The organism is Ferrovibrio xuzhouensis (genome assembly GCF_042648965.1).
GTDB classification, from domain to species: Bacteria; Pseudomonadota; Alphaproteobacteria; order Ferrovibrionales; family Ferrovibrionaceae; genus Ferrovibrio; species Ferrovibrio xuzhouensis.
The window spans coordinates 940,313-964,375 of the sequence record NZ_JBHRYJ010000001.1 but is presented as its reverse complement, the minus strand read 5'-3'; the positions used below and the strand labels follow the sequence as shown (position 1 = coordinate 964,375).

23 protein-coding genes are annotated in these 24,063 nt (G+C 67.4%); 11 read left to right on the top strand and 12 right to left on the bottom strand.

Features of this window, described 5'->3' with window-relative positions; translation table 11 throughout:
* The first annotated feature begins 151 nt into the window (after positions 1–151).
* Positions 152–928 carry an urease accessory protein UreH domain-containing protein gene (locus ACFOOQ_RS04745; protein WP_379722350.1) on the top strand — a complete coding sequence of 259 codons (777 nt, stop codon included), beginning with the start codon at positions 152–154 and terminating at the stop codon, positions 926–928.
* 4 nt (positions 929–932) lie between these two features.
* Here the strand turns inward: ACFOOQ_RS04745 and ACFOOQ_RS04740 are convergent, their stop codons facing one another.
* Positions 933–1,703 carry a DUF2189 domain-containing protein gene (locus tag ACFOOQ_RS04740; protein WP_379722348.1) on the bottom strand — a complete coding sequence of 257 codons (771 nt, stop codon included), beginning with the start codon at positions 1,701–1,703 and terminating at the stop codon, positions 933–935.
* Between the two features lie 202 nt (positions 1,704–1,905).
* On the opposite strand from ACFOOQ_RS04740, the gene ccoN reads away from it, so the two are divergent.
* From ccoN to ACFOOQ_RS04695, 9 genes are read left to right on the top strand one after another with little or no spacing between them, the layout of a single operon-like run.
* Positions 1,906–3,390, top strand: coding sequence for a cytochrome-c oxidase, cbb3-type subunit I (ccoN, locus tag ACFOOQ_RS04735; RefSeq protein ID WP_379722346.1), 1,485 nt, complete (start codon positions 1,906–1,908; stop codon positions 3,388–3,390).
* 23 nt (positions 3,391–3,413) lie between these two features.
* Positions 3,414–4,139 carry a cytochrome-c oxidase, cbb3-type subunit II gene (ccoO, locus tag ACFOOQ_RS04730; RefSeq protein ID WP_379722344.1) on the top strand — a complete coding sequence of 242 codons (726 nt, stop codon included), beginning with the start codon at positions 3,414–3,416 and terminating at the stop codon, positions 4,137–4,139.
* Between the two features lie 10 nt (positions 4,140–4,149).
* The gene (locus tag ACFOOQ_RS04725) at positions 4,150–4,314 is read left to right on the top strand and encodes a cbb3-type cytochrome oxidase subunit 3 (RefSeq protein WP_379722342.1); all 165 of its coding nucleotides are present in this window, start codon (positions 4,150–4,152) and stop codon (positions 4,312–4,314) included.
* 6 nt (positions 4,315–4,320) lie between these two features.
* Positions 4,321–5,184 (top strand): cytochrome-c oxidase, cbb3-type subunit III, encoded by an 864-nt coding sequence (gene ccoP / locus ACFOOQ_RS04720; RefSeq protein ID WP_379722340.1) that lies wholly within the window; start codon positions 4,321–4,323, stop codon positions 5,182–5,184.
* Positions 5,185–5,226: 42 nt separating this feature from the next.
* The gene (gene ccoG, locus ACFOOQ_RS04715; protein ID WP_379722338.1) at positions 5,227–6,696 is read left to right on the top strand and encodes a cytochrome c oxidase accessory protein CcoG; all 1,470 of its coding nucleotides are present in this window, start codon (positions 5,227–5,229) and stop codon (positions 6,694–6,696) included.
* Positions 6,697–6,709: 13 nt separating this feature from the next.
* Positions 6,710–7,213: a FixH family protein gene (locus ACFOOQ_RS04710; RefSeq protein ID WP_379722337.1), complete on the top strand. Its 504-nt coding sequence runs from the start codon at positions 6,710–6,712 to the stop codon at positions 7,211–7,213.
* A gap of 7 nt (positions 7,214–7,220) precedes the next feature.
* Complete coding sequence (locus tag ACFOOQ_RS04705; protein WP_379722335.1) at positions 7,221–9,650, top strand: heavy metal translocating P-type ATPase metal-binding domain-containing protein; 2,430 nt, start codon at positions 7,221–7,223, stop codon at positions 9,648–9,650.
* Positions 9,647–9,844 carry a cbb3-type cytochrome oxidase assembly protein CcoS gene (ccoS, locus tag ACFOOQ_RS04700; protein ID WP_379722333.1) on the top strand — a complete coding sequence of 66 codons (198 nt, stop codon included), beginning with the start codon at positions 9,647–9,649 and terminating at the stop codon, positions 9,842–9,844. The genes ACFOOQ_RS04705 and ccoS overlap by 4 nt, the downstream gene beginning before the upstream one ends.
* Entirely contained in the window at positions 9,841–10,032 is a 192-nt protein-coding gene (locus tag ACFOOQ_RS04695) for a hypothetical protein (RefSeq protein WP_379722331.1), read from the top strand. Before ccoS ends, ACFOOQ_RS04695 begins: the two co-directional genes overlap by 4 nt.
* A gap of 6 nt (positions 10,033–10,038) precedes the next feature.
* Here the strand turns inward: ACFOOQ_RS04695 and rimO are convergent, their stop codons facing one another.
* The 4 genes from rimO to ACFOOQ_RS04675 all read right to left on the bottom strand — a co-directional run bounded on the left by rimO (position 10,039) and on the right by ACFOOQ_RS04675 (position 13,967).
* Positions 10,039–11,373, bottom strand: a complete 1,335-nt coding sequence (gene rimO / locus ACFOOQ_RS04690; protein WP_379722329.1) for a 30S ribosomal protein S12 methylthiotransferase RimO — start codon at positions 11,371–11,373, stop codon at positions 10,039–10,041.
* A gap of 55 nt (positions 11,374–11,428) precedes the next feature.
* Entirely contained in the window at positions 11,429–11,929 is a 501-nt protein-coding gene (nusG, locus tag ACFOOQ_RS04685; protein WP_379722328.1) for a transcription termination/antitermination protein NusG, read from the bottom strand.
* Positions 11,926–12,588: a MarR family transcriptional regulator gene (locus tag ACFOOQ_RS04680; RefSeq protein ID WP_379722326.1), complete on the bottom strand. Its 663-nt coding sequence runs from the start codon at positions 12,586–12,588 to the stop codon at positions 11,926–11,928. Before ACFOOQ_RS04680 ends, nusG begins: the two co-directional genes overlap by 4 nt.
* Positions 12,589–12,650: 62 nt before the next feature.
* Positions 12,651–13,967 (bottom strand): amidase, encoded by a 1,317-nt coding sequence (locus ACFOOQ_RS04675; protein WP_379722324.1) that lies wholly within the window; start codon positions 13,965–13,967, stop codon positions 12,651–12,653.
* A 95-nt stretch (positions 13,968–14,062) separates the two neighbouring features.
* On the opposite strand from ACFOOQ_RS04675, the gene ACFOOQ_RS04670 reads away from it, so the two are divergent.
* The gene (locus tag ACFOOQ_RS04670) at positions 14,063–15,859 is read left to right on the top strand and encodes a glucan ABC transporter ATP-binding protein/ permease (RefSeq protein WP_379722322.1); all 1,797 of its coding nucleotides are present in this window, start codon (positions 14,063–14,065) and stop codon (positions 15,857–15,859) included.
* Between the two features lies 1 nt (position 15,860).
* On the opposite strand, the gene ACFOOQ_RS04665 is transcribed toward ACFOOQ_RS04670, so the two are convergent.
* From ACFOOQ_RS04665 to ACFOOQ_RS04635, 7 genes are all read right to left on the bottom strand, one after another.
* Entirely contained in the window at positions 15,861–16,250 is a 390-nt protein-coding gene (locus ACFOOQ_RS04665; RefSeq protein ID WP_379722320.1) for a hypothetical protein, read from the bottom strand.
* Between the two features lie 86 nt (positions 16,251–16,336).
* Complete coding sequence (locus tag ACFOOQ_RS04660; protein ID WP_379722318.1) at positions 16,337–16,960, bottom strand: FMN-binding negative transcriptional regulator; 624 nt, start codon at positions 16,958–16,960, stop codon at positions 16,337–16,339.
* A 95-nt stretch (positions 16,961–17,055) separates the two neighbouring features.
* Entirely contained in the window at positions 17,056–18,744 is a 1,689-nt protein-coding gene (gene hutU, locus ACFOOQ_RS04655) for a urocanate hydratase (protein ID WP_379722316.1), read from the bottom strand.
* Positions 18,745–18,773: 29 nt separating this feature from the next.
* Positions 18,774–19,544 carry a histidine utilization repressor gene (gene hutC, locus ACFOOQ_RS04650; protein ID WP_379722314.1) on the bottom strand — a complete coding sequence of 257 codons (771 nt, stop codon included), beginning with the start codon at positions 19,542–19,544 and terminating at the stop codon, positions 18,774–18,776.
* Positions 19,545–19,677: 133 nt separating this feature from the next.
* On the bottom strand, positions 19,678–21,066 hold the full coding sequence (locus ACFOOQ_RS04645; RefSeq protein ID WP_379722312.1) for an amidase: 1,389 nt from the start codon (positions 21,064–21,066) through the stop codon (positions 19,678–19,680).
* Between the two features lie 28 nt (positions 21,067–21,094).
* Positions 21,095–22,393: a M20 family metallopeptidase gene (locus tag ACFOOQ_RS04640; RefSeq protein ID WP_379722310.1), complete on the bottom strand. Its 1,299-nt coding sequence runs from the start codon at positions 22,391–22,393 to the stop codon at positions 21,095–21,097.
* 41 nt (positions 22,394–22,434) lie between these two features.
* Positions 22,435–24,063, bottom strand: a complete 1,629-nt coding sequence (locus ACFOOQ_RS04635; protein ID WP_379722308.1) for an ABC transporter ATP-binding protein — start codon at positions 24,061–24,063, stop codon at positions 22,435–22,437.

Sequence of the window (24,063 nt, the reverse complement as noted above, 5' to 3'; positions counted from 1 at the left end):
GGAATGCATCCGTTTTCTATAGCATGGCAGGCGGCATACGCCCACCGCGTGGCTGCGGCGGTCCGCCGCATGTCACACCTGTCCGGCTTATGGTCACGGGGGTTTGATCAGCATCATTTGCGCCGCTGCCGTCCTGCCGTAGTCTGGCGGCATGATCGACTGGCATGCCCTGCTGAATGCCTGCAGCGCGCTCGCCGGCGGCGAGGCGGCGGGCAGCGTGCTGTCCTTCGGCCTGCCGACGGGCCTGTTCCTGCTCGGCCTGGTCGGTGGGGTCACCCATTGCGCCGGCATGTGCGGCCCCTTCGTGCTGGCACAGGCCGGCCGGCGGCTCGCCGCCCTGCCACTGGCGGAGACCACCATGCTGACGCGGCTGCAGGGCGCGGCCCTGCTGCCCTATCATTTCGGGCGGGCGACCACCTACACGGCCCTCGGCGCGGCGGCCGCCGGGCTGGTCGGTGGTGTCGCGCCGCTGACGGAAAGTGGCCTGCTGCCGGCTGCTGCGCTCGGTCTCGCCGCCGTCACCTTCCTGCTGCTGGCGGCCGGCCAGGTCTGGCCACAGCTGGCCGGTCGCGGGCTCGCGATCCTCAAGCAGACCGGCGGCGCGCGCTGGCAGCGACTGCTGGCGCCGCTGTTCGCCCATCCGGTCGGAGTGGGCGGCTATCTGCTCGGGGTTGCGCTCGGCTTCCTGCCCTGCGGGCTGGTCTATGCGGCGGTGCTGGCGGCGGCGGCCGGCGGCAGCATCCCGCTGGCGGCGGCCGGCATGGCGGCTTTTGCGGCCGGCACGGTGCCGGCGCTGTTCGTGGTCGGCTGGCTCGGCCTGGTGGCGGGCCGGCGCTTCCGCGCGGCGCTGCGCCTCTGGATGGTGCCCGTCCTGCTGCTGAATGCCGCCGTCGCCGCCGGCATGGCGGTACGCTGGCTGGCGCTGTAGCAACCTAGGCGACGACTTCCTTGTAGGCATGCCAGGTGGCATGGGCGACCAGCGGGAACAGGATCGCCAGCCCGGCAAAGAAGGTGACGATGCCAACGGCGGTGAACAGCACGATCAGCCCGGCCCACAGCGCCATCGCCCGCGGATTGGCACGCACCGCGCGCAGGCTGGTGATGATCGCAGTAACCACGTCGACGTCGCGGTCGAGCAGCATCGGCAGGGCCACCACCGAGATGGTGAAAGCGACCAGCGCGAAGCCGCCGCCGATCAGGGCGCCGATCACCAGGAAGGGCAGGTTTTCGGCTTCCATCAGGTAAAAGGGGATCGCATCCAGCGGCGGCGTGCCGCTGCTGAAATACAACGCGAACCACAGCAGGGCGACCCGCACCCAGACGAAATGCAGCAGCAGCAGCACCATGCCGAAGACGGCGATCTGCGCCGGCCGGTGCCAGGCCATGAGGGCAAGGCCGAGGTCGACCGGGCGTCCGCTCTCGAGCCGCCGGCTGGTATCATACAGCCCGACGGCAATCAGCGGTGCAATCAGGAAGAAGCCGGCCGCCATCGGCAGCACAAGATAGCCGAGCTCGCCGTACCACAGCCCATAGGCCAGCGCCCAACTGAACAGGGCCAGGCAGAGGCCATAGGCGATGCTGACCTGTGGCGCGCGGACAAGGTCATGCCAGCCGGCGGCGAGCCAGTGCCACGGGCGGTCGTGGGCCACGCGATGGACCAGGAAGCCGGACGGGACGGGCAGTGGCGGCATCACTTCGGCCATGGTGTTCCTCCTTCTCTGCATACCGGTTTGCCGGTACGTCCTGCGGCAACCCGCCGCAGCGATTTCCCCTTTTATTGCACCGATTTGGCCAGAAGCGATTGATCTGCGTCAATGCCTGTTTTGCCCTGCCGGGCCACAAGGAAGCCTGCCAAGCCGTGAGGAGTCGGGGGGACCGACTCGCCGGACTGTAAGCGAGGTTTCCATGACCGCTATCGCCGCCGCCCCATCCCATGCGGGCAGCCCCACCGCCGGACCCGCCTATGTCGAGGATGTCGTCCGCGCCTTCGTGATCGCCACGACCTTCTGGGGTGTCGCCGCCTTCGCCGCCGGCGTCTTCATCGCGCTGGAGCTCGCCTTCCCGCTGCTCAACATGCATTTTGAATGGTCGACCTTCGGCCGGCTGCGCCCGCTGCACACCTCGGCGGCGATCTTCGCCTTCGGCGGCAATGCCCTGATCGGCACCTCGATCTTTATCGTCCAGCGCACCTGCCGTGCCCGCCTGTTCGGCGGCCCCGCCGCCGGCTGGTTCCTGTTCTTCGGCTATCAGCTGTTCATCATCCTGGCCGCCACCGGCTATCTCGCCGGCATCACCCAGGGCCGTGAATATGCCGAGCCGGAATGGTACACCGATCTGTGGCTGACCATCGTCTGGGTGGTCTATCTCGTCGTCTTCGTCGGCACACTGATGAAGCGCGAGGAGCCGCATATCTATGTGGCAAACTGGTTCTTCGTCGCCTTCATCGTCACCATCGCCATGCTGCATATCGTCAACAACCTGGCGATCCCGGTGTCGATCTTCGGCGCCAAGAGCTATTCGCTGTTCGCCGGTGTGCAGGATGCGCTGACCCAGTGGTGGTACGGCCATAACGCGGTCGGCTTCTTCCTGACCGCCGGCTTCCTGGCGATGATGTACTACTTCATCCCCAAGCAGGCCAACCGGCCGGTCTATTCCTACCGGCTGTCGATCGTGCATTTCTGGTCGCTGATCTTTCTCTACATCTGGGCCGGCCCGCATCATCTTCACTACACCGCGCTGCCCGACTGGGCTGCGACGCTCGGCATGGTGTTCTCGGTGATGCTGTGGATGCCGTCCTGGGGCGGCATGATCAACGGCCTGATGACGCTGTCGGGCGCCTGGGACAAGCTGCGCACCGATCCGGCGCTGCGCTTCTCGGTCACCGCGGTTGCCTTCTACGGCATGGCGACCTTCGAAGGTCCGGTGATGTCGATCCGCCAGGTCAATGCGCTCAGCCACTATACAGACTGGACCATCGGCCACGTGCACTCCGGCGCGCTGGGCTGGAACGCCTTCATCACCTTCGGCGCGCTGTACTACCTGGTGCCGGTGCTGTGGAACCGCCAGCGGCTCTATTCGATCCGCCTGGTCTCCTACCACTACTGGATCGCCACCATCGGCATCCTGCTCTACATCACCGCCATGTGGGTGTCGGGCATCATGCAGGGTCTGATGTGGCGCGCCTATGATGCCCAGGGTTTCCTGCAATATTCCTTCGTGGAAACCGTGATGGCGATGCACCCCTTCTATGTGATCCGTGCGCTCGGCGGCGTCTGCTTCCTGCTCGGTTCCCTGATCATGGTCTACAACCTGTGGCGTACGGCGCGCGGCGATCTCCGCGACGAGGCGCCGATCGTCCACGCCGGCGCGCAGCCGGCGGCGGCCGGCTAAGCGGCAAGCGAGGAGCGCGTCCCATGGCCTATCGTCATGAAATCATCGAGAAGAACTCCGTCCTTCTCGTTGTCCTCACCCTGATCACCGTCGCCATCGGCGGTCTGGTCGAGATCGTGCCGCTGTTCACCATCGAGAGCACCATTGAGAAGGTGGACGGCATGCGGCCCTATTCGCCGCTCGAACTGGCCGGTCGCAACATCTATCTCCGCGAGGGCTGCTATCTCTGCCACAGCCAGCAGATCCGCCCGCTGCGCGACGAGGTCGAGCGTTACGGCCATTACAGCCTGGCGGCCGAGAGCATGTACGACCATCCGTTCCAGTGGGGCTCCAAGCGCACCGGGCCGGATCTCGCCCGCGTTGGCGGCAAGTATTCCAACGAATGGCATGTCGAGCATCTGAAGGACCCGCGCGCCGTGGTGCCCGAGTCGGTGATGCCGCCCTATGCCTTCCTGGCCGAGCGGCCGCTGAAATACGCGGATATCGCCGATCACCTGAAAGCCCTGCGCGTCACCGGCGTGCCTTACAGCGATGCGGCGGTGAAGGATGCCGTGGCCGATGTCGAGGCACAGGCGACGCCCGATGCCGACACCGAGGCGCTGCTGAAGCGCTACGCCAAGGCCAAGACCGGCGATTTCGATGGCAATCCCGGCCAGATCACCGAAATGGATGCACTGGTCGCCTATCTGCAGATGCTCGGCACCCTGGTCGAATTCGACAAGGTGCAGCCCGGCAGCCTGCGGCAGTGAGGAGGACACCATGTCGATGATGCATGAAATCTATCCCCATCTGAAATCGCTGTGGACCGTGTGGTTCTTCCTGCTGTTCACCGGGATCATCGTCTGGGTGATGTGGCCCAGCCGGCGCAAGGACTGGGACCAGCAGGGACAGATTCCGCTGCGCGATGGCGCGGACAAGGAGTGAACGGCGATGCCGACCAAGATCGAGAAAGACCATATCACCGGCGCCGAGACCACCGGCCATGAATGGGATGGCATCAAGGAGCTGAACAATCCGCTGCCGAAGTGGTGGCTCTATGTCTTCTATGTCTGCGTGCTGTTCGCCGTGGTCTGGTCGGTCCTGTATCCGGCGATCCCGGGTTTCCGCAGCCATACCGACGGCCTGCTGGGCTATACCCAGCGCGGCGCGGTGGAAAAGACACTGCAGGAAGCCGCCGATGCCCAGGCGCAGTATCGCGACCAGATCGCGAAACTGGACATCGCCGCCGTCAAGGCTGACCCGGAGCTGAACCGTTTCGCACAGGCCGGCGGCCGCGTGCTGTTCGCCGAGAACTGCGCGCCCTGCCACCAGTCGGGCGGCACCGGCGCCCGCGGCTATCCCAGCCTGGCCGACGACGACTGGCTGTGGGGCGGCCGGCTGACCGATATCGAGCAGACCCTCCGCCACGGCATCCGCGCGCCGAATGACGACGAGACCCGGCAGTCGCAGATGCCGCGTTTCCTCGCCGACGGCATGCTGCAGCCGGTGCAGATCGAGGCGGTTGCCCAGCATGTCCGCTCGCTGTCCGGGCTCGACAAGGCAAATGCCGAGGGTGCCAAGCTGTTCGCCGAGAATTGCGCCGCCTGTCATGGCGAAGATGGCAAGGGCAACCGCGAGCTCGGCGCGCCGAATCTGGCCGACAAGATCTGGCTCTACGGCTCCAGCAAGCAGGCGGTGATCGAGACGATTTCCTACGCCCATGCCGGCGTGATGCCGGCCTGGGGCGGACGCCTCGACGATGCCACCATCAAGATGCTGGCGCTGTATGTGCATGCGCTCGGCGGCGGCGAATAGCCGCCGCCAGGACCAAAGCCGGAAGGACAGGCGGTGAGTGACATGAACCAGATGGTTCCCGACCGCGAGACCAAGAGTCGCGCCGAGGCAGCGCTCGGCCTGTTCGCGCCCTCGCTTTATGCCGATCACGTCAAGGTCTATCCGCGTGCCGTGTCGGGGCGGTTCCGCACGGTCAAATGGGGCGTGCTGATCGCCTGCCTGGCCGCCTATTACATCGGGCCGTGGCTGCGCTGGGATCGCGGCCCGAATACGCCCGACCAGGCCCTGCTGCTCGATATGGCCGGGCGGCGCGGCTATTTCTTCAATATCGAGATCTGGCCGCAGGAGGTCTACTACATCACCGGGCTGCTGATCCTCGGCGCCGTGGCGCTGTTCCTCGCCACCGCCCTGTTCGGCCGCATCTGGTGCGGCTATGCCTGTCCGCAGACGGTATGGACCGACCTGTTCATGCTGGTCGAACGCTGGGTCGAGGGTGACCGTAACGCCCGCATGAAGCTGGACCAGCAGCCGCTGTCGTTCAACAAGGTCTGGCGCAAGACCGCCAAGCATGTGCTGTGGGTGGCGATCGCGGCGGCGACCGGCGGCGCCTGGATCATGTATTTCCAGGATGCCCCGACGGTAACGCGCGAGATGGTTACCGGCGAAGCCGGCGGCGGCACTTATTTCTTCTTTGGCCTGTTCACCGGCACCACCTACCTGCTGGCCGGCTGGGCCCGGGAACAGGTCTGCACCTATATGTGCCCCTGGCCGCGCTTCCAGGCTGCGATGCTGGACGAGCATTCGCTGGCGGTGACCTATCAGGGCTGGCGCGGCGAGACCCGCGGCAAGCACAAGGCCGGTGACAGCTGGGACGGACGCGGCGACTGCGTCGACTGCCGCGCCTGCGTCAACGTCTGCCCGACCGGCATCGATATCCGCGACGGTTTGCAACTCGAATGCATCGGCTGCGGCCTGTGCATCGATGCCTGCGACGAGGTGATGGGAAAGGTCGGCCGGCCGCTGCGGCTGATCGATTTCGTCTCTGACGTGAATGTTGCGCGTCGCGCTGGCGGGCAGCCGGCGATCCGCAAGCTGGTGCGGGCGCGCACCGTCATCTATGCCGCCCTGCTGGTGCTGGTCGCCGCCGTCATGGTGGTAACGCTGGCGACCCGCAGCCAGTGGAGCATGAACGTGCTGCATGACCGGGCGCCGCTTTATGTCACCTTGTCCGACGGTAGCCTGCGCAACGGCTATACCGTCAAAGTGCTGAACAAGACCCGCGATGTGCGTGACCTGCACCTGGCGCTCGACGGCCTGCCGCAGGCCGCCATGTTCTACGCCGGTGACGGCAGCGAAGCGGCGGTCAGCCTGCCACTGGAGGCGGCCGCCGACGATGTCGACGACGTGCGGGTCTTCGTGAAGGTACCGCGCAGCGTGATCCGGGCCGCTTCGACGCCGTTCCACTTCCGCCTGCTGGACGGCCGGGGCCACGAACTGGCACATTACGCCGCCACCTTCAACGGTCCGAACTGACAGGGAGGCCCCGATGGCACTCAGCATCGCTCGCAGTTCCGCTCCGCGCGGCCGCTGGATTCCCTGGCTGTTCGTCGCCGGCTTCGGCGTCATCATCGCCGTCAATGCCACCCTGATCGTTTTCGCGGCGCGCACATTCAGCGGCCTGGTGGTCGAGAACCCTTACCAGAAGGGCCTCGAGTACAATGCCGAGAAGGCGCAGATCGACCGCCAGGGCCGGCTCGGCTGGCAGTATCTGGTGGTGGCTGCGCCGCAGACCGCGCACGCCGGTGCGATGGATATCGAGCTGCACTGGACCGATGCGGCCCGCGCGCCGCTCGACAACCTGGTGATCAGCGGCCATCTCGAACGCCCGGTGGAGAATCTGCCGCCACTGCAGGTCGCCTTCACCGCCGTGGGCGGTGGCCGCTACCGCTCGACGGTTGTCCTGCCCGAACGCGGCGCCTGGGACCTCTATGTCACGGCGGCGCGCGGCAGCGACAGTTTCGAGGCCGCCGAACGTCTGATCATGCCCTGAGGCCAGGATGAGCCTCGCTGAACGCCGTATCGGTCCTGATCCGGCCGCCGCCGCCCCGGCGACGGCAGCGGCGCTCTGCGACCATTGCGGCGGTCCGCTGGGGGGCGCGCCGGTGGGCGACGACGGGCTGCGGTTCTGCTGCCGCGGCTGTTCCGGGGCGCGCCGGCTGATCCACGGCCTCGGGCTTGATCGCTATTACAGCCTGCGCGATGCGCTCGGCGGCCCGGCGCGGCCCGAAGGCGACGAGGCGGCCGACTGGACCGATTTCGTCGAGACCCTGCCCGACGGCCGCCATCGCATCGAGCTGCTGGTCGAGGGGCTGCATTGCGCCGCCTGCCTGTGGCTGATCGAACAGGCGCTGCATGCCCAGCCCGGCGTGGCAAAGGCCCGGCTGTCGGCCACCACGCGGCGTCTGGTCATCGTCTGGTCGGGCGAGGCGGCACGGGTCAACCTGCTGGCCGGCACGCTGCACCGGCTGGGCTACCGGTGCCTGCCCTATACCGCCGATGCCGCCGAACAGGCCGGGCAGGCGGAAGAAAAGGCGCTGCTGCGCGCCATGGCGGTGGCGGGTTTCGCGGCTGCCAATGTCATGCTGCTGTCGGTGGCGGTGTGGTCGGGCATGTCGGGCTCGATGGGTCCGGCGACCCGCGACCTGTTCCATGCCGTCTCGGGGCTGATCGCCCTGCCGGCGATCGCCTATGCCGGCCGGCCGTTCTTCGGCTCTGCTTGGGCGGCCCTGCGCCATGGCCGCGCCAACATGGATGTGCCGGTATCGATCGGCGTGCTGCTGGCGGCCGGGGTCAGCATCGCCGAGCTGCTGCGCTCGGGCCCGCATGCCTATTTCGATGCCGCCGTGACCCTGCTGTTCTTCCTGCTGGTCGGCCGTTATCTCGACCTGCGCGCGCGCGGCTTCGCCCGTCGCGCCGCCCAGCGGCTGGTCGCCTTCACGGTGCGGCCGGTCAGCGTGCTGACGGCAGACGGCATCCGCCAGCGGCCGGCCCACAAGGTGCTGGCCGGCGATCGCGTGGCCGTGGCGACCGGCGAGCGTATCCCGGTCGACGGCGTCGTCGAGACCGGCCGGTCCGCGCTCGACGCCAGCCTGATCAGCGGCGAAACCCTGCCGCAGCCGGCCGGGCCGGGCACCCGCGTCTTCGCCGGCATGATCAACCTCGATGCGCCGCTGACGGTGATCGCCACGGCGGTCGGTCGTGGCACCTTGCTGGGCGAGATCGCCCGCCTGATGGAAGCGGCCGAACAGGCGCGTGGCGCCTACGTGCGGCTCGCCGACCGGGTGGCGCGCTGGTATGCGCCGGTGGTGCACAGCACGGCGCTGCTCAGTTTCCTCGGCTGGCTGCTGGTTGGCGGCCTTGACCTGCGCGGTGCCGTGCTGATCGCTGCCGCCGTGCTGATCATCACCTGTCCCTGCGCGCTGGCGCTGGCAGTGCCGGCCGTGCAGGTGATCGCCTCGAGCCGTCTGATGCGGCGCGGCATCCTGCTGAAATCGGCGAGCGCGCTGGAACGTGCGGCCGCCATCGATACCGTGGTGTTCGACAAGACCGGCACGCTGACGCTCGGCGCGCCGCGCCTGCTCGACGATGGCCTCGACTCGGCCGTGCTGCGCGAGGCGGCGGGACTGGCCGCGCGCAGCCGCCATCCGCTCTGCCGCGCGCTGGTCGCGGCTTGCCCGGATGCCGAACCGGCCGGCGATGTCGAGGAAATGCCCGGCGCCGGTCTGCGGCGGCGCACCACTGCGGGCGAATGGCGGCTTGGCCATGCCCGCTTCGCCGGCGCGGTGGCCGGTCCGGCCGACGATTGCAGCGAATTGTGGTTCACCCGGCCGGGCCAGCGCCCGCTGCGCCTGCGCTTCCGCGACAGCCTGCGCGGCGATGCACCGGATGCACTGGCCGCCCTGCGGGCGACGGGACTGAAGATCGTGCTGCTGTCGGGCGACCGGCCGGCGGCGGTGGCCGCCGTTGCCGGTGCACTCGGCATCACCGACTGGCAGGCTCAGGTCGATCCGGCCGGCAAGGCGGCAGCAATCGCCACACTGAAGCAGGCCGGCCGGCATGTGCTGATGGTTGGCGACGGGCTGAACGACGCGGTGGCGCTGGCGGCAGCCGATGCCTCGCTGTCGCCATCGAGCGGCCTCGACATCGCGCAGAATGCCGCCGATGCGGTATTCCAGGGTGGCCGGCTCGGCGCGGTGGGCGAGTTCCTAGCCGTGGCACGGCGCAGCCGCCGCCTGGTCTGGCAGAATCTCGGCTTCGCGCTCGGCTACAATCTGCTCGCCGTGCCGCTGGCGATTGCTGGCTTCGTCACCCCGCTGATCGCGGCCGCCGCCATGTCGGGCTCGTCGCTGGTGGTGGTGCTCAATGCGCTGCGGCTCGACTGGGGCCGTGGCGGCGGCGCGACTGCATCCTGGGAGGCCCGGCCATGACCGTGCTGCTGTATCTGATTCCCGCCGCGCTCGGCCTCGGCCTGATCGGCATGCTGGCCTTCCTGTGGGCCCTGCGGTCGGGCCAGTTCGAGGATCTCGACGGCGCCGCGCGCCGCGTGCTGTTCGACGATGCCGATGCCGAGGCGCGTGCCCGGCCATCGGCGCAACCGCCCCAACAACGGAGCAGACAATGAAATCGATCGAAGATCTGGTGAGCTTCTGGCTGTTCGCCGCCCTGGTGACGGTGTTCGGCCTGGTCGGCCTGGTGCTGGCCGCCGGCGCCAAGGATGACAGCATCGCAGCCTTCGGCCTGCTGCTGGCCGGCTTTGCCGTGCTGTTCGACTACTGGGCGATCAGCTACGCCCACGACCACGCGGAGTGACCGCAGTCAGGCGACAACCGATCCGCTGAGATCGTAGGCTGTCGCCTTGTCGATGGCGACCTTGACGATATCGCCCGTCTGCAGGCCGGCGGCATTCCTTATCTTGACGATGCCGTCGATTTCCGGGGCATCGGCATAGGTGCGGCCGGTGGCGGTGGTACGCTTCGCGTCGTCGATGATGACGTCGAGCGTGCGGCCGACCTTCGCCTTCAGGCGGGCGGCGCTGATTGTCTGCTGGGCCGCCATGAAGCGCTCCCAGCGCTCCTGCTTGACTTCGTCAGATACATGGCCGGGCAGATCGTTGGCGGCGGCGCCTTCGACATTCTCGTATTTGAAGCAGCCGACCCGGTCGAGCTGGGCTTCATCGATCCAGTCGAGCAGGGCCTGGAACTCGGTTTCGGTCTCGCCCGGGAAGCCGACGATGAAGGTCGAGCGGATGGCCAGATCCGGGCAGATGTCGCGCCAGGCACGGATGCGCGCCAGCACCTTTTCCTGGTTGCCCGGGCGGCGCATCGCCTTCAGTACCGAGGGCGCGCCATGCTGGAACGGGATGTCAAGATAGGGCAGCAGCTTGCCCTCCGCCATCAGCGGAATGACCTCGTCGACATGCGGATAGGGATAGACGTAATGCAGCCGTACCCAGGCGCCAAGGCTGCCCATGGCATCGCAGAGCTCGGTCAGCCGCGCCTTCACCTTGCGGTCGCGCCACTGGCTTTCGGCATGGCGAAGGTCAACGCCATAGGCCGAGGTGTCCTGCGAAATGACCAGCAGTTCCTTCACGCCGGCCTTGACCAGCCGTTCGGCTTCGTAGAGGACGTCGTTGGCCTGCCGGCTGGCCAGCTTGCCGCGCATGGACGGGATGATGCAGAAGCTGCAGCTGTGGTTGCAGCCTTCGGAAATCTTCAGGTAGGCGTAATGCCGCGGCGTCAGCCGGATGCCCTGTGGCGGCACCAGATCGACGAAGGGGTCATGCACCGGCGGCGCCGCCTCGTGCACTGCCTCGACCACCGCCTCATACTGCTGCGGGCCGGTCACCGCCAGCACGTCGGGGAACATGCCGCGGATCTTCTCGGACTCGACGCCCATGCAGCCGGTGACGATCACCCGGCCGTTCTCGCGCATCGCCTCGCCGATCGCCTCCAGCGATTCCTGCTTGGCACTGTCGAGGAAGCCGCAGGTATTCACCAGCACCACATCGGCGGCGTCGTAGGAGCCCGAGATGCTGTAGCCCTCGGCGCGCAGCTTGGTGATGATGCGTTCGGAATCGACCAGCGCCTTCGGGCAGCCGAGGCTGACGATGCCGACTTTGGGCGCGGGTTTCTGCGGGGCGGGGCTGGTCATGGGCGGGGCTTATACGCCCCCCGGACCGGGTTTTCCAGCCGTCAGGGGCGGGCCGTCAGGCAGCTTCCACCTGGCGCAGCGGCATCCGGGTGCGGACCATGCGGCCGAGCAGGGAAATCAGCAGAATGGCCCGGTCGCCATCCACCGCTTCCTCGAAAATAGCCGCGGTATCGGCCATCGGGCCGTCGACGATGCGCAGCGCCTGGCCGCGCCGAAAGCCGGGCGGGTTGAGCCGGATATAGCCGGTTTCGTCCTCGCGGCTGCGGATTTCCGCGATTACCGCTTCTGGCACCGGGATCGGGGTCTCACCGAACATTACCAAGCCGATGACACCCCGGGTGCCGTTGACCGAACGCCAGCGCTGGGTCTCGGTGTCGACGCCGGCAAACAGATAGCGTGGGAAAAGCGGCGCGGCGATGATGCCGGGCGCCTTGCCGGCCCGACGACAGAGTTTCTGGTATTGCGGCAGGTAGACGGCGAAGCCCTGGTTGCGCAGGTGCTGAGAGGCAAGGACTTCCTTGTGCGGCTGGGTATAGACGGCAAACCAGGTCGTCATGCCGCATTCTCGCGTTCGGCGGCAGGGTTCGTCGTGGTGACATGCAGCAGGCGCGGCGTCACGATGCGGTCTGTCGGCAGGTCGCGACGCAGGCTGTCATAGACGGTCTGCGGCTGCTGGCTGTCGGCGATGGCCACGGCTTCGGCCTTCAGGACCCTGGCGGCCGTCAGGTCGGGGACGATCGGGCGGCCATGGAAGCTGGCGATATTCCGCTCCGGCGCGATGACGGCAACCACGGTGACGCCGGCAGAGGACGCGGAGAGCAAGGCGATTTCGGCCAGCTCGCCGCTGCCGACAAGGGCGACGCGATGGATGCCGCGGGCAGCGAGGGCGGCGAAGGCCTCCTCATACTGGCTACGGGCACCTCGAAAGAAATGCAGCGAGGTTTCAAGATATTCCGCCACCAGCCGGCTCTTCTCGGCAAAGCCCTTGGGCGTCAGGTAATAGGCATAGCGGCGGGCCGGGGCATTCTGGATCTTCACGAGGCCCTTGGCGGCACAGCGCTTGAGCAGCGCATTGGCCAGGCCGAGCGCCACCCCCATGCGGGTCGCCAGGGTGCGCTGGGTATGCTCGTCGCCGCTGCCGATCGCTTCCAGCAGGGCGACCATGGTGGCCGCGTCCTGATTGTCGGAGGTGGGCTTTCCGGTCGAACTGTTCATAGCGTGAACGATAAACCGCATAACGGATTCGGTCAATTAGTTTATAGTATTGAAATTATTTGTTATTTTCCAGAAATCAAACCTTCGACGGCGGCCGCGATTCGCAGCAGCCGGGCGTCCTGGCCATTGCGGGCCAGCAGCATCAGGCCGACCGGCAGGCCACCGGCCACCGGCAGCGGCAGGGAAATGCCGCAGAGGTCGAAGAAATTGCCGGCCGAGGTGTTGCGCAGCAGGGCGATGTTGGCGGCGGTGAAGGCCGGCTCGCTGGCCGCGAGATCGGCGATCTTCGGTGCCGGGATCGGCGTGGTCGGCAGCACCAGGGCGTCGAGGTCGCCGAGCCGCAGGTCCATGGCGGCGATCAGGTCGCGGCGGCGGTGCTGCATGTGGATGTAGTCGGCGGCGCTGATCGCGCGGCCGCGGTCGATGCGGGTGCGCACCAGTGGGTCGAAGGCATCGGCCCTGCTGTCGATCCACGCGCGATGGATGAAAAAGGATTCGGCCGCCGTCAGCCCGCCGCGGGCATTCACCTCGGCCGCTTCGGACAGCAACGCGAGCGGCTCGTCGGTCAGCCGCACGCCGGTGCCGCCCAGCAGCTTCAGCGCCGCGTCATAGGCGGCGGCCACGACCGGATCGAGCCCGTCGAGCAGCGGGCCGCGCGGGATGCCGAGCCGCAGGCCGGCCAGCGGCGCGGCGACCGGCGCCTGCGGCGTCTCGCCGGCCATCACGGCGTCGGCCAGCGCGCAGTCGGTGACGCTGCGCGCCATCGGGCCGATGCTGTCGAGCGCATAGGACAGCGGGAAGGCGCCCGCCGTCGGCACCCGATACTGGCTCGGCTTCCAGCCGGTAATGCCGCAGAGCGCCGCCGGGATGCGGGTCGAGCCGCCGGTATCCGAACCGATGGCGATCTCGGCCATGCCGTCGGCCACCGAGACGGCACCGCCGGAACTCGATCCGCCGGGGATGCGGCTGCGGTCGGCCGGATTGCCGGGCGTGCCGTAATGCGGGTTGATGCCGACGCCGGAAAAGGCGAATTCGGTCATGTTGGTCTTGCCGACCAGCACGGCACCGGCGGCGGCCAGGCGGGCGATGGCCGGGGCCATGGCGGTTGCCGGGGCGGCATCGCGCAGCAGCGTCGAACCGGCGGTGGTCACCTCGCCCGGCATGTCGAAGAGGTCCTTCACCGACACGATGCGGCCATCCAGCGGCCCGAGGCTGCGGCCGAGCCTGGCGCGGGCATCGGCGGCCTCGGCGGCGGCGCGGGCGGTATCAGCATAGACCCGAGTAAACGCCCGGCTGCCTTCGCCGGCCGGATCGGCGATGCGGGCGAGGCAGGCCTCGATGCGGTCGCGGGCGGAAAGGGCGAGGGCGGCAGCGGTCATAACGGGTCTCCGGCGGAAATGTTCCGGCACTATCGCCGATTCTGCCGCTGCGGCAAGGCCTAGCCCGGCCGCGGTCCGCCGCGCATGATACCGGCATGGAATTCCTGCGCATCTATGGCCGGGTACTCGGTCTGCTCGAGCCGGAAAAGCGCCTCGCGGCGGTGCTGGCGGCGGCCAATATCGCACTGGCCGGCGTCGGCTTCATCGAGCCGCTGCTGTTCGGCCGCATCATCGACGTGCTGTCGGTACCGGTTACTGCAACTGGGACCGGCAACGCTGCCGCCTGGTCGGATACCATCCGGCTGCTGCTGCTGTGGGGTGTGGCCGGCCTCGGCGGTATTATCGCCGGCATCCTCGTCGCGCTGCATGCCGACCGGCTGGCCCATCGTCGCCGGCTCGCCGCCATGGCGCTGTATTTCGAACATGTGCTGAGCCTGCCGGCGGCCTTTCACAGCGCCACCCATTCCGGCACCCTGCTGAAGGTGATGCTGAACGGCACCGACAACCTGTTCGGCCTGTGGCTCGCCTTTTTCCGCGAGCATCTGTCGACCTTCGTTGCCGTGCTGGCCCTGCTGCCGCTGTCGCTGTATCTGAACTGGCGGCTTGGCCTGCTGCTGATCGCCCTGATCGTTGTCTTCGCCGCGGTCAGCGCCATCGTGGTGGTGAAGACGGAAACCGCCCAGGCGAAGGTCGAAGGCTATCATTCCGAACTGGCGGCGCGGGCCGGCGACGCGCTCGGCAATGTCGTGCTGGTGCAGAGCTTCGTACGGCTGGCGCTGGAGGCGCGTGAGCTTGCGGCCGTGATGGAACGCCTGCTGAAGGCGCAGTATCCGGTGCTGAACCTCTGGGCGCTGATGACCGTGCTCAGCCGCATGGCCGCGACCATCACCATCATCGCGATTTTTGTGCTGGGCAGCTGGCTGCATCTGCAGGGCCAGACTTCGGTCGGCGAGATCGTCAGCTTCATGGGCTTCGCCACCATGCTGATCGGCCGGCTCGAGGCAGCGATGGGCTTTGTCAGCCGCATGTTCTTCCAGATGCACAGCCTCGGCGAATTCTTCACCGTGCTGGATACGCAATCCGCCGTGCGTGACCGGCCCGGCGCCCGCGATGCCGGGGTCTTGCGCGGTGCCGTCGCCTTCGAGCAGGTCACGCTGTCCTACGATGGCCGCCGGCCGGCGGTGACCGACCTGACGTTTGCCGCCGAAGCCGGCCAGACAGTGGCCCTGGTCGGGCCGACCGGTTCCGGGAAATCCTCATCGATGGCCCTGCTCAGCCGGCTGTGGGACCCGCAGTCGGGCCGCATCCTGATCGACGGGACGGATATCCGCGATGTCACGGTCGAAAGCCTGCGCCGCAATATCGGCGTGGTGTTCCAGGACAGCGCGGTGTTCCGCCGCTCGATCGCCGACAACATCCACATCGGCCGGCCGGAGGCGAGTGATGCGGAAGTCGAGCAGGCCGCGCGCCTCGCCGAGGCGCATGACTTCATCCTGCGCCAGCCGGATGGTTATGCCACCCTGGTCGGCGAGCGCGGCGTGAATCTGAGCGGCGGCGAACGCCAGCGCATCGCCATCGCCCGCGCGCTGCTGAAGAATCCGCCGCTGCTGATCCTCGATGAGGCGACCTCGGCGCTTGATGCCGCGACCGAGGCGCGTATCCAGAAGGCACTCGATGCACTGATGCGGGGCCGGACCACCTTCATCATCGCACACCGGCTGGCCACCGTGCGGCGCGCCGATCTCATTCTGGTGCTGGACCACGGCCGCATCGTCGAGCGCGGCCGTTTCGACGACCTCGCGGCGGTCCCCGATGGCCTGTTCGCCGGGCTGGTGCAGAGCCAGTTCGCCAACGCGCAGTACAAGGCGGCCGGTGGCGACGGCAGCGGCTAGTTCAGTTCCACACCCGGCGCAGCTTGTCGCCTTCGGGCTGGGCCTTGGCGGGTTCGGCGGCCGGCAGCGGTTCGGGTGGGCGGGCCGCTTCGCGGGCTTCCCAGGCCCTGCGCAGTTTCTCGTGGCCTTCGATGCTCTGCACCGTCAGCTCGCATTCCTCGGCGATATTGGTCAGCGTCTGCTTGGTCACCTTGGCATAGGTCTTCATTTTGGCCAGCACGCATTCCTCGCGACTGGGTGTCACACCGGGCGTGTAATACGGGCCGTCCGACCCGCCGCCCGAACGCAACAGCATGACGACGCCGCCGCAGACCACGAACAGCACAGCCAGGCCGGCTATGGTCGGCAGGAGGCGCCGGCCACTGCGGCGCAATTTCAAGGTGTATAGCATCGGGAGGTAACCCTTTTCTCCCGAGTATACTCCGGATGCTGCCCGATGCCACGGTGAAACAATCCGGCTCCGGACTGACGCGGCCCTCAGCGGGGGATCAGTGTTGCCACCGTCTGGTCCCGCGGGTCGCTGCTGGCAGACAGCCCGGCGGCGACGCCAGCGCGGTCGGCTTCGTTGCGGTTCTGGCTCATCTTGCGCTTGGCATCGAGCCGCGTGATCGGCAGCCGCAGGCCGACGATGCCTTTCAGCTGGCCCCGGATGAAATCCTCCGGCGCGTCGCTGACCGCCCAGGGCTTGTCGCGGCCCTGTTCATGCAGCCGGGTCAGCCGGGTGACGAGAGCGAGTAACCGGTCGGCATCCTCGAAGAATTCCACCGGGCCATAGGCATGCACGGCCACATAGTTCCAGGTCGGCACCACCTTGCCGGTCTCCTGCTTGGTGGCGTACCAGGACGGCGAGACATAAGCGTCCGGCCCCATGAAGATCGCCATCGCTTCACCGGTGACCGGTGTCTTCCATTGCGGATTGGCCCTGGCGACATGACCATAGAGGACGCCGTTCGGCGCTTCCGTCTCGTCAAGGATCATCGGCAGCGGCGTGGCGATCAGGCCGTCGGCGGTGGCGGTGACCAGATTGCACAGGCGGGCCGCCCGGATTGCGGCATGGATGCCGGGGATGTCGTCGTCGCGGAAATGCGGGGGTAGATACATGGGGAACTCCGGAAAGGAGCCCTCATGTAATCACACGAACTGGCCTTCTGGAATATCCAGTCTGGCAAAGACAAGTGGAACCAGAATGAGGCCGGTCAGTCCTGCAGGAAGGGTAGGTTCAGTCCCTGTTCGCGGGCACAGTCGACAGCGCTCTCATAGCCGGCATCGGCATGGCGCATCACGCCGGTGGCGGGATCGTTCCACAGCACGCGCTCCAGCCGCTTGGCCGCCGCATCGGTGCCGTCGGCGACGATCACCACGCCGGCATGCTGCGAAAAGCCCATGCCGACGCCGCCGCCATGGTGCAGCGACACCCAGGTGGCGCCCGAAGCGGTGTTCAGCAGGGCGTTCAGCAGCGGCCAGTCGGAGACGGCATCCGAGCCGTCCTTCATGCTTTCCGTCTCGCGGTTCGGGCTGGCGACCGAGCCGGAATCGAGGTGATCGCGGCCGATCACGATCGGGCCTTTCAGCTCGCCGTTTTTCACCATCTCGTTGAAGGCGAGGCCAAGCCGGTGGCGCTGGCCGAGGCCGACCCAGCAGATGCGCGCCGGCAAGCCCTGGAACTTGATGCGCGACCGCGCCATGTCGAGCCAGGCATGCAGATGCGGATCGTCGGGGATCAGCTCCTTCACCTTGGCGTCGGTCTTGTAGATGTCTTCCGGGTCACCCGACAGCGCCACCCAGCGGAACGGGCCGATGCCGCGGCAGAACAGCGGCCGGATATAGGCCGGCACGAAGCCCGGGAAGTTGAAGGCCTCGGCGACGCCGACCTCCTTGGCCATCTGGCGGATGTTGTTGCCGTAGTCGAAGGTGGGGATGCCCAGCTTCTGAAAGGCCAGCATGGCGCGCACGTGATCGGCCATGGACCGCTTGGCGGCGGCGACTACGCGATCAGGGTCGGTCTGTTTCGCCTGTTCCCATTGCTCCAGGGTCCAGCCGGCCGGCAGGTAGCCGTTCAGCGGGTCATGGGCGCTGGTCTGGTCGGTCACGGCGTCTGGGCGGATGTCGCGTTTCACCATCTCGGGCAGCAGTTCGGCGGCATTGCCGAGCAGGCCGATGGAAACCGGCCGCCCGGCGGTCTTCGCCTCCTGCAGCATGGCAAGCGCCTCGTCGAGGCTGCGCGCCTGCTTGTCGACATAGCCGGTGCGCATGCGCATTTCGATGCGCGACGGCTGGCATTCGATGGCGACGATCGAGGCGCCGGCCATGGTGGCGGCCAGGGTCTGGGCGCCGCCCATGCCGCCGAGGCCGGCGGTGAGAATCCAGCGGCCTTTCAGGTCGCCGTTGTAGTGCTGGCGACCCATCTCGACGAAGGTCTCGTAGGTGCCCTGGACGATGCCCTGGCTGCCGATATAGATCCACGAGCCGGCCGTCATCTGGCCATACATCATCAGGCCCTTGCGGTCGAGTTCGTTGAAATGTTCCCAGGTCGCCCATTCCGGCACGAGATTCGAGTTGGCCAGCAGCACGCGCGGCGCATCCTCATGGGTGCGGAACACGCCGACCGCCTTGCCCGACTGCACCAGCAGGGTCTCGTTCGCCTTCAGGCCGGTCAGTGCCTTCTGGATCTGGTCAAAGCACTGCCAGTTGCGCGCGGCACGGCCGATGCCGCCATAGACCACGAGTTCCTCGGGCTTCTCGGCGACATCCGGATCGAGGTTGTTGCGCATCATCCGGTAGACGGCCTCGATCTGCCAGTTCTCGGTATGCAGGTCGGGACCGGTCGGGCTGCGGATGACACGGGAATTGTCGCGGCGCGGATCGGACTGGGAAGCAGCAGGCACAGGAGCAGACATCGGGGGGTAGACCTCACTCAGATGAACGAGCGCTTCGACGTGCCGTCGGCGCGATAGGAAAAGCGAGTGGCGAAGCGATGGGCATGGCCCGGATAGATCAGGCGCGCGGCCGAGACGATCAGCGGCCCCGACCAAGTGCGCCGGCGCAGCCGCAGGCAGGGTTCACCCTCGGTCATTTTCAGCAGCCGGCGAATGCGCGTGTCGGGCATGATGGCCTCGACGATATGCTCGACCTCGGTGGCCGGCGCCGCGCGCATCAGGAATTCGTTTGGCGTCTCGGTCTCGAAATCGGCATCGAGATAGCCCGGCGCGGTATCGGGATTGACATAGCGGTCTTCCACCTGCAGCGGTACGCCGTCGGCGGCATGGACCATGACCGAATGCCAGACCGTGGCGCCGGGCGGCAGGCCGAGGTCACGGGCGGTCTCGGCATTGGCCTTTTCGGCCTTCAGCAGCTCGACATGGGCGGTGTGGCGCTGGCCGCGTTCGCGGATTTCCTCGGCGATGTTGCGCAGTTCGACCAGGTTGAAGATCGGCCGCTTTTCGGCAACGAAGGTTCCGGTACCCTGGACCCGGACCAGCAGGCCTTCCTGGCTGAGTTCGCGCAGCGCCCGGTTGACGGTCATGCGGCTGACCTTGAGGTCGCGCACCAGCGTGCTTTCGGAGGGCACCTGCTCGCCGGCGCGCCAGCCGCCGTCCTCGATATGCTTGACGATGTATTCCTTGACCCGCCGGTACCGCGGCGTTGGTCCGGTATGGGCGTCCGGCTTCGGTTTCGACCCGGTCATCGCGGTCCGGTCCCCTCGTCGTTGTGGCGATGCCGGAGTATAGGTTCAATTGTATATACAAGTCCAGACCGTCGACAGCCCCCACTGGCGGTTTGCCGGCCAAAGGGCGGCTGGCCCGCGGCTCAGGGCTGCATCAGGGCTGCGGCCAGGGGTGCAGGGCGGGGCGGAGCTGCTCGAAGATATGCGCCATGCGCAGCACGCCGGCATCGTCGAAGCGGTGGCCGATGATCTGCAGGCCGATCGGCAGGCCGCCGGCATCGTAGCCGCAGCAGATCGAGGCGGCCGGCTGCTCCGACATGTTGAACGGCGCGGTGAAGCAGATATGGCCGAACGGCTGGGCCGGATCGTCGCCGGGGCAGGCTTCTTCGGCGGCGTAAGCCGTGATCGGCGAGGTCGGCGACAGCAGGAAATCGAACGGCTCGGTGGCGGTGACGGCCGCCTCGCGGAGCGCAAACAGCTGGGCCATACCGCGCATGGCATCGGCCGCGGTCAGCCCGGCGGCGGTGCGGCACCAGCTGGCGATGAAGGGCAGCACTTTCGCCTGCCGCTCCGGGGTCATCTGTTCGAAATCCGCCCAGGCGCGCGAGCGGAACACGACATCGAGGCCGTCGACCATGGCCTGGCTGATGAAGGGCTTGACCGGTTCGACCGTGGCGCCGGCGGCGGCGAACAGTTTCGCCGCCCGTTCGATGGCATCGCGCACCGCCGGCTGCAGCGGCAGGCCGGTGCCGATATCGAGCAGCAGGCCGATCCGCTTGCCCTTCACTTCACCGTCGAGCAGCTTGGGATAATCCATCTCCTCGTAGGGCAGGCACATATAGTCGCGCGCATCCGGCCGGGTCAGTTCGTTCATCAGCAGGGCGGCATCCATCACCGTGCGGGTCATCGGCCCCGTCACGCGGCCGAGCCAGGGCGGATTGACCGGCACGCGGCCGAGGCTCGGCTTCAACGCGAAGATGCCGTTGTAGGCCGCGGGCAGGCGCACCGAGCCGCCGATGTCGGTGCCGAGCGCCAGCGGGCCGTAGCCGGCGGCAATCGCCGCGCCGGCCCCTGAGGACGAGCCGGCGGTGTTGCGCATGGTGTTCCACGGATTGCGGGTGATGCCGTGCAGGCTGGAGACGCCCGACGCCAGCATGCCGAAATCGGGCATGGTGGTCTTGCCGAGGATGACACAGCCGGCCTCGCGCACGCGGGCCGCTGGCGGCGCATCGACCGTGCCGGGCGTCAGGTCGCCAGCCGCGGTGCCGACCGGCGCCGGCCAGCCCTTGGTGGCGATATTGTCCTTGATGGTGATCGGCACGCCGTCCAGCGGCCCGAGTGCCGCGCCCGCTTTCCAGCGCTTTTCCGCCGCCTTCGCCTGGGCCAGCGCGCCCGCGGCGTCGGTGATGTACATGGCGTTCAGCTTCGGCTCCCAGGCGGTGATGCGGTCCAGCGCCGCCTTCGTCGCCTCGACCGGCGAGATCCGCCCGGTGCGATAGCCCATCCACAGGTCATGCGCCGTCAGGTCGTGCAGAGCCGCCATGTCTTTTTCCTCCCGGAAGGTGGTGCGGTCAGTCGTCGAGCCGGTTCACGCCGCACCAGCGGACCATGAACAGCGCCAGCACGGTGGCGACCTGCATCATGCTGTCGATTGACACCCATTCGTCGATGCCGTGGATATTCTCGGCATGGGGGCCATAGCAGGTGGCCGGGGTGTTGCCGTAGAGGTTGAAGAAGCGCGCATCGGTGGTGCCGGTAAACGCCGTATAGGGCGGCACCTTGCCGAGCACCTCGCGGCAGCAGTCGGACAAGGTGGTGATCACTGGCATGTTCATGTCGAGCGCGAAGCCCTCGGCCTGGAAGCCCTCGTAGACCACGCTGTAGCGCAGGCTGTTGCTGGACGGATGCTGGCGATAGGCCTCGGCCAGCACTGCCTCGATCTCGGCGCGCACATCTTCCGGCTTGCGGCCGGGATAGAAGCCGATGCGGATATCGGCGCGCGCGGCAGTGGGCACCGAGGAGGCCCATTCGCCACCGGTGATCTTGCCGAGGTTGAAGTTCACCGGATGCTCGTGACCGTGATAGCAGGCATGGCGGTGGCCCGGCGCGTTCCACCTGGCTTCCAGCTTCTTCAGCGCACTGAACATGTAGGTGGCGAAATCGATGGCGCCGACGCCGGTATGGGCCACTGAGGCATGCACCGGCTTGCCGGCGATCTCGATGGCGAGCCACATGACGCCCATCTGCGCCTGCATGATGCCGGGCGTCGGCTCCGGGATGATCGCCGCATCGGCGGTATAGCCCTCGACCAGACAGGCCAGCGCGCCGTTGCCGGTGCATTCTTCCTCGACCACTGACTGCAGCACGACTTTCGCCGCCGGCTCATAGCCCAGCTTCTGCAGGGCCTTCAGCGCCATGGTGTAGGCGACGATGCCGGCCTTCATGTCGCCGGCGCCCCGGCCGTAGAAGCGGTCGCCGTCGATCCACGGCTCGAAGGGGCCCCTGGTCCACAGGCTTTCGGCGCCGACCGGGACCACGTCGATATGGCCGTTGCAGATCAGCGATTTGCCATGGGTGCCATGCTTCGGCTCGTGCACGCCGACCACATTGTGGCGGCCGTCGTAGGAGACGATGGAGGGCGAATAGCCGGGGTGACCCTTGATCTTCGCCTCGTCAATGGCGAATTCGTCGACCCTGAGCCCCATGCCTTCGAACACGCCGCGCATATGGTCCTGGGCGCTGCGTTCGTCGCCGAGCAGGGATGGATGGCGCACCAGGTCGCCCAGCAGCGTGATGGCCTCGTCGCGCAGGGAGGATATGGCCGCAGTGATCTGCGCCTTGTCGAGCGGACGGTCGAGGGTATCGGACATGGTCTGCCTCCTGCGGCGCTACGCCGCGCTGCCGGTCCGGATCAGGCTGCCGGCGTGGCCTCCAGCCAGTGCCGGCCCGGCAGGGCGGCAAACAGCTGCTTGGTGTATTCATGCTGCGGATCGGCGAACAGCGTGGCGGTATCGGCGAATTCCACCACCTTGCCGCGCTGCATCACCATGATGCGGTCGCAGAGCCGGGCGGCGACCCGCAGGTCATGGGTGATGAACAGGATGCTGATGCCGAAGCGGTCGCGGATCTGCTCCAGCAGTTCCAGCACCTGGGCCTGCACCGAGACGTCCAGCGCCGAGACCGCTTCGTCGGCGATCAGGATCTCCGGCTGCATGGCCAGCGCGCGGGCGATGGCGATGCGCTGCCGCTGGCCGCCCGAAAACTGGTGCGGAAAGCGGTCGAGCGCATTGGGATCAAGGCCGACGGTATCGAGTAGGCCGCGGGCGCGCTCCAGCGCTTCGGCGCGTGACGTGCCGTAGTTCAGCGGCCCCTCGATGATCGAATCGCCCACGGTGCGGCGCGGATTGAGCGAACGATACGGGTCCTGGAAGACCACCTGGATGCGGCGACGATAGGGGTGCAGGGCGCGTTCCTGCAGCCCGGCGATGTCGTGGCCATCCAGCAGCACCTGGCCGCCGGTCGGCTCGATCAGCCGGGCGACGCAGCGCGCCGCGGTGGATTTGCCCGAACCGCTTTCGCCAACGATGCCGAGCGTCTGGCCCTTGTAGAGCGAAAGATTGACGCCGTCGACGGCGCGAATTTCGCGGGTGCCCTTGAACATCGAGGTCGAGACATAAAGCTTGCTGAGGTCTTTCGCATCCAGCACCGGCGCCCCCGCCAGCGGCCGGGCAGCGCGCGGCGTCAGGCGCGGCACCGCGGCGATCAGCATCTTCGTATAGTCGTGCTGCGGGTTGTACAGCACCTCCTGGGCAGCGCCGCTTTCCACCACCTCGCCGTAGCGCATGACGACGACACGGTCGGCGATATCGGCGACGACGCCGAAATCATGGGTGATGAACAGCACGCCGGTGCCGCGCTTGCGCTGCAGCTCGCGCAGCAGTTCGAGGATCTGGGCCTGGGTGGTGACGTCGAGCGCCGTGGTCGGCTCGTCGGCGATCAGCAGGGCCGGCTCCATGGCCAGCGCCATGGCGATCATCACGCGCTGACGCTGGCCGCCCGACAGCTGGTGCGGATAGGCATTCATCAGGCGCGCAGGATCGGGCAGGTGCACGTCGGCGAAAAGCTGCTGGACGCGCTCTTCCGGGCTGACCCAGTTGCCCTTCCACTTATGGGCGCGCAGCAACTCGATGACCTGCTCGCCGACCCGGTGCACCGGGTTGAGCGCCGTCATCGGCTCCTGGAAGATCATCGACATGCGGCTGCCGCGCAGCTCGCGCAGGCGCGGCTTGCCGGCGGCCAGCACATCCTCGCCTTCCAGCAGGATATTGCCGCTGCTGATCGGCAGCGGGCTGAGCCGCATCACCGTCGATGCCGTGACCGACTTGCCCGAGCCGCTCTCGCCGACCAGGCAGACAATCTCGCCCGGCATCACGTCGAGGCTGAGGCCGCGCACGGCATGGGCGCGGTCGCCGCCCTTCGGCAGGCCGACGCTGAGGTCGCGGATGCTGAGCACGGGAGTTTTAGTGAGAGATTCGCTCAT